Source organism: Azonexus fungiphilus (genome assembly GCF_003634965.1).
GTDB lineage: Bacteria > Pseudomonadota > Gammaproteobacteria > Burkholderiales > Rhodocyclaceae > Azonexus > Azonexus fungiphilus.
Genome location: NZ_RBXP01000008.1, coordinates 1 through 5348, shown reverse-complemented (window position 1 = coordinate 5348; position 5348 = coordinate 1). Strand labels below are relative to the sequence as shown.

The 5348-nt window shown below is 52.7% G+C and carries 2 tRNA genes and 3 rRNA genes; all 5 read right to left on the bottom strand.

The annotated features are described in order from the left end of the window. Positions 1–52 precede the first annotated feature (52 nt). A 5S ribosomal RNA gene (gene rrf / locus DFR40_RS02760) occupies positions 53–166 on the bottom strand. 98 nt (positions 167–264) lie between these two features. Beyond that, a 23S ribosomal RNA gene (locus DFR40_RS02755) occupies positions 265–3146 on the bottom strand. A gap of 205 nt (positions 3147–3351) precedes the next feature. Beyond that, positions 3352–3427: transfer RNA gene (locus tag DFR40_RS02750), tRNA-Ala, on the bottom strand. Positions 3428–3438: 11 nt separating this feature from the next. Beyond that, positions 3439–3515, bottom strand: a tRNA-Ile gene (locus DFR40_RS02745). 61 nt (positions 3516–3576) lie between these two features. Then, positions 3577–5114 (bottom strand): 16S ribosomal RNA (locus tag DFR40_RS02740). The 16S, 23S and 5S rRNA genes sit together here with 2 tRNA genes alongside, the layout of an rRNA operon. Between the last annotated feature and the right edge of the window lie 234 nt (positions 5115–5348).

Sequence of the window (5348 nt, the reverse complement as noted above, 5' to 3'; positions counted from 1 at the left end):
GTAAACGGCCAAACCCCCTGGCACTGGGTGCGAGGGGGTTTGAGAAATGGGAGCCTGGCGGTGACCTACTTTCGCGAGCGAGGTGCTCACTATCATTGGCGCTCATCTGTTTCACGGTCCTGTTCGGGAAGGGAAGGGGTGGGTCCAGAAGGCTATTGCCGCCAAGCGTAACTTGTATGTTTGATGCTGTGCATCAAACGCAAACTGGTAGAAGGTTGTTTTTGTGATTGCGGTGTTATCGAGTTGCTGTTGATCCAAGGTTATAGGATCAAGCCGCACGGGCAATTAGTATCAGTTAGCTTAACGCATTACTGCGCTTCCACACCTGACCTATCAACGTCGTGGTCTTCGACGACCCTTTAGGGAGTTCAAGACTCCGGGAAATCTTATCTTAAGGCGAGTTTCACGCTTAGATGCTTTCAGCGTTTATCTCTTCCGAACATAGCTACCCGGCGATACGACTGGCGTCATAACCGGTACACCAGAGGTTCGTCCACTCCGGTCCTCTCGTACTAGGAGCAGCCCCCTTCAAATTTCCAGCGCCCACGGCAGATAGGGACCAAACTGTCTCACGACGTTTTAAACCCAGCTCACGTACCTCTTTAAATGGCGAACAGCCATACCCTTGGGACCGGCTACAGCCCCAGGATGAGATGAGCCGACATCGAGGTGCCAAACACCGCCGTCGATATGAACTCTTGGGCGGTATCAGCCTGTTATCCCCAGAGTACCTTTTATCCGTTGAGCGATGGCCCTTCCATACAGAACCACCGGATCACTATGACCTGCTTTCGCACCTGCTCGACTTGTGGGTCTCGCAGTCAAGCACGCTTTTGCCATTGCACTTTATGGGCGATGTCCGACCGCCCTAAGCGTACCTTCGTACTCCTCCGTTACCTTTTGGGAGGAGACCGCCCCAGTCAAACTGCCTACCATGCACGGTCCCCGGCCAGGATTCACTGGCCTAGGTTAGAACCTCAAACAAATCAGGGTGGTATTTCAAGGACGACTCCACCTGAACTAGCGTCCAGGTTTCACAGTCTCCCACCTATCCTACACAAACCGGTTCAAAGTCCAATGCAAAGCTGCAGTAAAGGTTCATGGGGTCTTTCCGTCTTGCCGCGGGGAGATTGCATCTTCACAAACATTTCAACTTCGCTGAGTCTCAGGAGGAGACAGTGTGGCCATCGTTACGCCATTCGTGCAGGTCGGAACTTACCCGACAAGGAATTTCGCTACCTTAGGACCGTTATAGTTACGGCCGCCGTTTACTGGGACTTCGATCAAGAGCTTGCACCCCATCAATTAATCTTCCAGCACCGGGCAGGCGTCACACCCTATACGTCCACTTTCGTGTTTGCAGAGTGCTGTGTTTTTATTAAACAGTCGCAGCCACCATTTCACTGCAACCCCATCGGCCTTCGAGCGCGAGGCTCTACAACCTACCGGGGCACACCTTCTCCCGAAGTTACGGTGTCAATTTGCCGAGTTCCTTCTCCTGAGTTCTCTCAAGCGCCTTAGAATTTTCATCCTGCCCACCTGTGTCGGTTTGCGGTACGGTCGAATCTAGACTGAAGCTTAGTGGCTTTTCCTGGAAGCATGGTATCAATCACTTCAGCACCGTAGTGCCTCGTCGTCACGCCTCAGCTAAGCCCCCCGGATTTGCCTAAGGGGCACGCCTACACGCTTAAACCAACTATTCCAACAGTTGGCTGACCTAACCTTCTCCGTCCCCACATCGCATCTAGAATCGGTACAGGAATATTGACCTGTTTCCCATCGACTACGCTTTTCAGCCTCGCCTTAGGGGCCGACTCACCCTACGCCGATGAACGTTGCGTAGGAAACCTTGGGCTTTCGGCGAGGGAGCTTTTCACTCCCTTTATCGCTACTCATGTCAGCATTCGCACTTCTGATATCTCCAGCATCCTTTACAAGACACCTTCACAGACCTACAGAACGCTCCCCTACCATATCCTTACGGATATCCGCAGCTTCGGTGCACAGTTTGAGCCCCGTTACATCTTCCGCGCAGGACGACTCGACTAGTGAGCTATTACGCTTTCTTTAAAGGGTGGCTGCTTCTAAGCCAACCTCCTAGCTGTCTATGCCTTCCCACTTCGTTTCCCACTTAACTGTGTCTTGGGGACCTTAGCTGGCGGTCTGGGTTGTTTCCCTCTTGACAATGGACGTTAGCACCCACTGTCTGTCTGCCACACTCGCACTTTCCGGTATTCAGAGTTTGCCATGGTTTGGTAAGTCGCGATGACCCCCTAGCCATAACAGTGCTTTACCCCCGGAAGTGATATGTGACGCACTACCTAAATAGTTTTCGGGGAGAACCAGCTATTTCCGGATTTGTTTAGCCTTTCACCCCTATCCACAGCTCATCCCCTAACTTTTCAACGTTAGTGGGTTCGGACCTCCAGTACCTGTTACGGCACCTTCATCCTGGCCATGGATAGATCATCCGGTTTCGGGTCTACGCCGTGCTACTAAACGCCCTTATCAGACTCGCTTTCGCTACGCCTCCCCTATTCGGTTAAGCTCGCAACACAACGTAAGTCGCTGACCCATTATACAAAAGGTACGCAGTCACCCCACAAGGAGGCTCCCACTGTTTGTATGCATGCGGTTTCAGGTTCTATTTCACTCCCCTCCCGGGGTTCTTTTCGCCTTTCCCTCACGGTACTGGTTCACTATCGGTCGATCACGAGTATTTAGCCTTGGAGGATGGTCCCCCCATGTTCAGACAAGGTTTCACGTGCCCCGCCCTACTTTTCGCTAGCTTAGTACCACGGATCTGTTTTCGAGTACGGGGCTATCACCCACTACGGCCGGACTTTCCATTCCGTTCTTCTAACAGTTCCGCTATCACTAGCAGGCTCTTCCCCATTCGCTCGCCACTACTAGGGGAATCTCGGTTGATTTCTTTTCCTCCGGCTACTTAGATGTTTCAGTTCGCCGGGTTCGCCTCCCATACCTATGTATTCAGTATGGGATACCTCAAAGAGGTGGGTTTCCCCATTCGGATATCGGGGGATCAAAGCTTCATTGCCAGCTCCCCCCCGCTTTTCGCAGGCTTGCACGTCCTTCATCGCCTGTGATCGCCAAGGCATCCACCACATGCACTTAGTCGCTTGATCCTATAACCTTGGGTTCTCTTGCGAGAACGGTTACAGGCAACTCGATTTTGTGCCGCCTTCGTACTAGCTGTAATACGAAGACAGATGCAATCACAATGTGTTGTTCATCTCATCAATGAACAACACAACCTTCTTCCAATTTGTTAAAGAACAGTAGCTTTATTTCAAAAGCCAGTGATAAACATCGCTGCTTATCACTGGTCTCTGGTGGAGGATGACGGGATCGAACCGACGACCCCCTGCTTGCAAAGCAGGTGCTCTCCCAGCTGAGCTAATCCCCCGTTTTTGACGTTGGTGGGTCTGGTTGGAATCGAACCAACGACCCCCGCCTTATCAAGACGGTGCTCTAACCGACTGAGCTACAGACCCTCCGTCTGTTTGCTACTTTCGAACAACCGATAGGTTGTGGGTGCCAGGATGCTTTCTCTAGAAAGGAGGTGATCCAGCCGCAGGTTCCCCTACGGCTACCTTGTTACGACTTCACCCCAGTCACGAACCCCGCCGTGGTAAGCGCCCTCCTTGCGGTTAGGCTACCCACTTCTGGCGGAACCCGCTCCCATGGTGTGACGGGCGGTGTGTACAAGACCCGGGAACGTATTCACCGCGACATGCTGATCCGCGATTACTAGCGATTCCGACTTCACGCAGGCGAGTTGCAGCCTACGATCCGGACTACGATCGGCTTTCTGGGATTGGCTCCACCTCGCGGCTTGGCAACCCTCTGTACCGACCATTGTATGACGTGTGAAGCCCTACCCATAAGGGCCATGAGGACTTGACGTCATCCCCACCTTCCTCCGGTTTGTCACCGGCAGTCTCGCTAAAGTGCCCAACTAAATGATGGCAATTAACGACAAGGGTTGCGCTCGTTGCGGGACTTAACCCAACATCTCACGACACGAGCTGACGACAGCCATGCAGCACCTGTGTTCCAGCTCCCTTTCGGGCACTCCCAAATCTCTTCAGGATTCTGAACATGTCAAGGGTAGGTAAGGTTTTTCGCGTTGCATCGAATTAATCCACATCATCCACCGCTTGTGCGGGTCCCCGTCAATTCCTTTGAGTTTTAACCTTGCGGCCGTACTCCCCAGGCGGTCAACTTCACGCGTTAGCTACGGTACTAAATGGTTTTACCCACCCAACACCTAGTTGACATCGTTTAGGGCGTGGACTACCAGGGTATCTAATCCTGTTTGCTCCCCACGCTTTCGTGCATGAGCGTCAGTATTGGCCCAGGGGGCTGCCTTCGCCATCGGTGTTCCTCCACATCTCTACGCATTTCACTGCTACACGTGGAATTCCACCCCCCTCTGCCATACTCTAGTCTTCCAGTCACAAGCGCAGTTCCCAGGTTAAGCCCGGGGATTTCACGCCTGTCTTAAAAAACCGCCTGCGCACGCTTTACGCCCAGTAATTCCGATTAACGCTCGCACCCTACGTATTACCGCGGCTGCTGGCACGTAGTTAGCCGGTGCTTCTTATTCCGGTACCGTCATCCACGCAAGGTATTAACTCACGCGATTTCTTCCCGGCCGAAAGAGCTTTACAACCCGAAGGCCTTCTTCACTCACGCGGCATGGCTGGATCAGGGTTGCCCCCATTGTCCAAAATTCCCCACTGCTGCCTCCCGTAGGAGTCTGGGCCGTGTCTCAGTCCCAGTGTGGCGGATCATCCTCTCAGACCCGCTACAGATCGTCGCCTTGGTAGGCCTTTACCCCACCAACTAGCTAATCTGATATCGGCCGCTCCATCAGCGCGAGGTCTTGCGATCCCCCGCTTTCCTCCTCAGAGAATATGCGGTATTAGCTATCCTTTCGGATAGTTATCCCCCACTGAAGGGTACGTTCCGATACATTACTCACCCGTTCGCCACTCGCCACCAGACCGAAGCCCGTGCTGCCGTTCGACTTGCATGTGTAAGGCATGCCGCCAGCGTTCAATCTGAGCCAGGATCAAACTCTTCAGTTCAATCCAACAAACTCGCAAATTCACTGACGGTAGATTTCTCTACCTATTACTCGGTGTATTTGCCTTAATACTTTTGCGACCTAAGTCGCTTCGCATCAAGACACCCACACCTATCGGTTGTCCAAACTGTTAAAGAACATCGCCGCGCCGTCTCGTTCGATTCGTCTGCAGCAGAGAAGCGAGATTATGTACCACTCACTCACTTCCGTCAAGCACTTCAGCAAAATTTCTTTC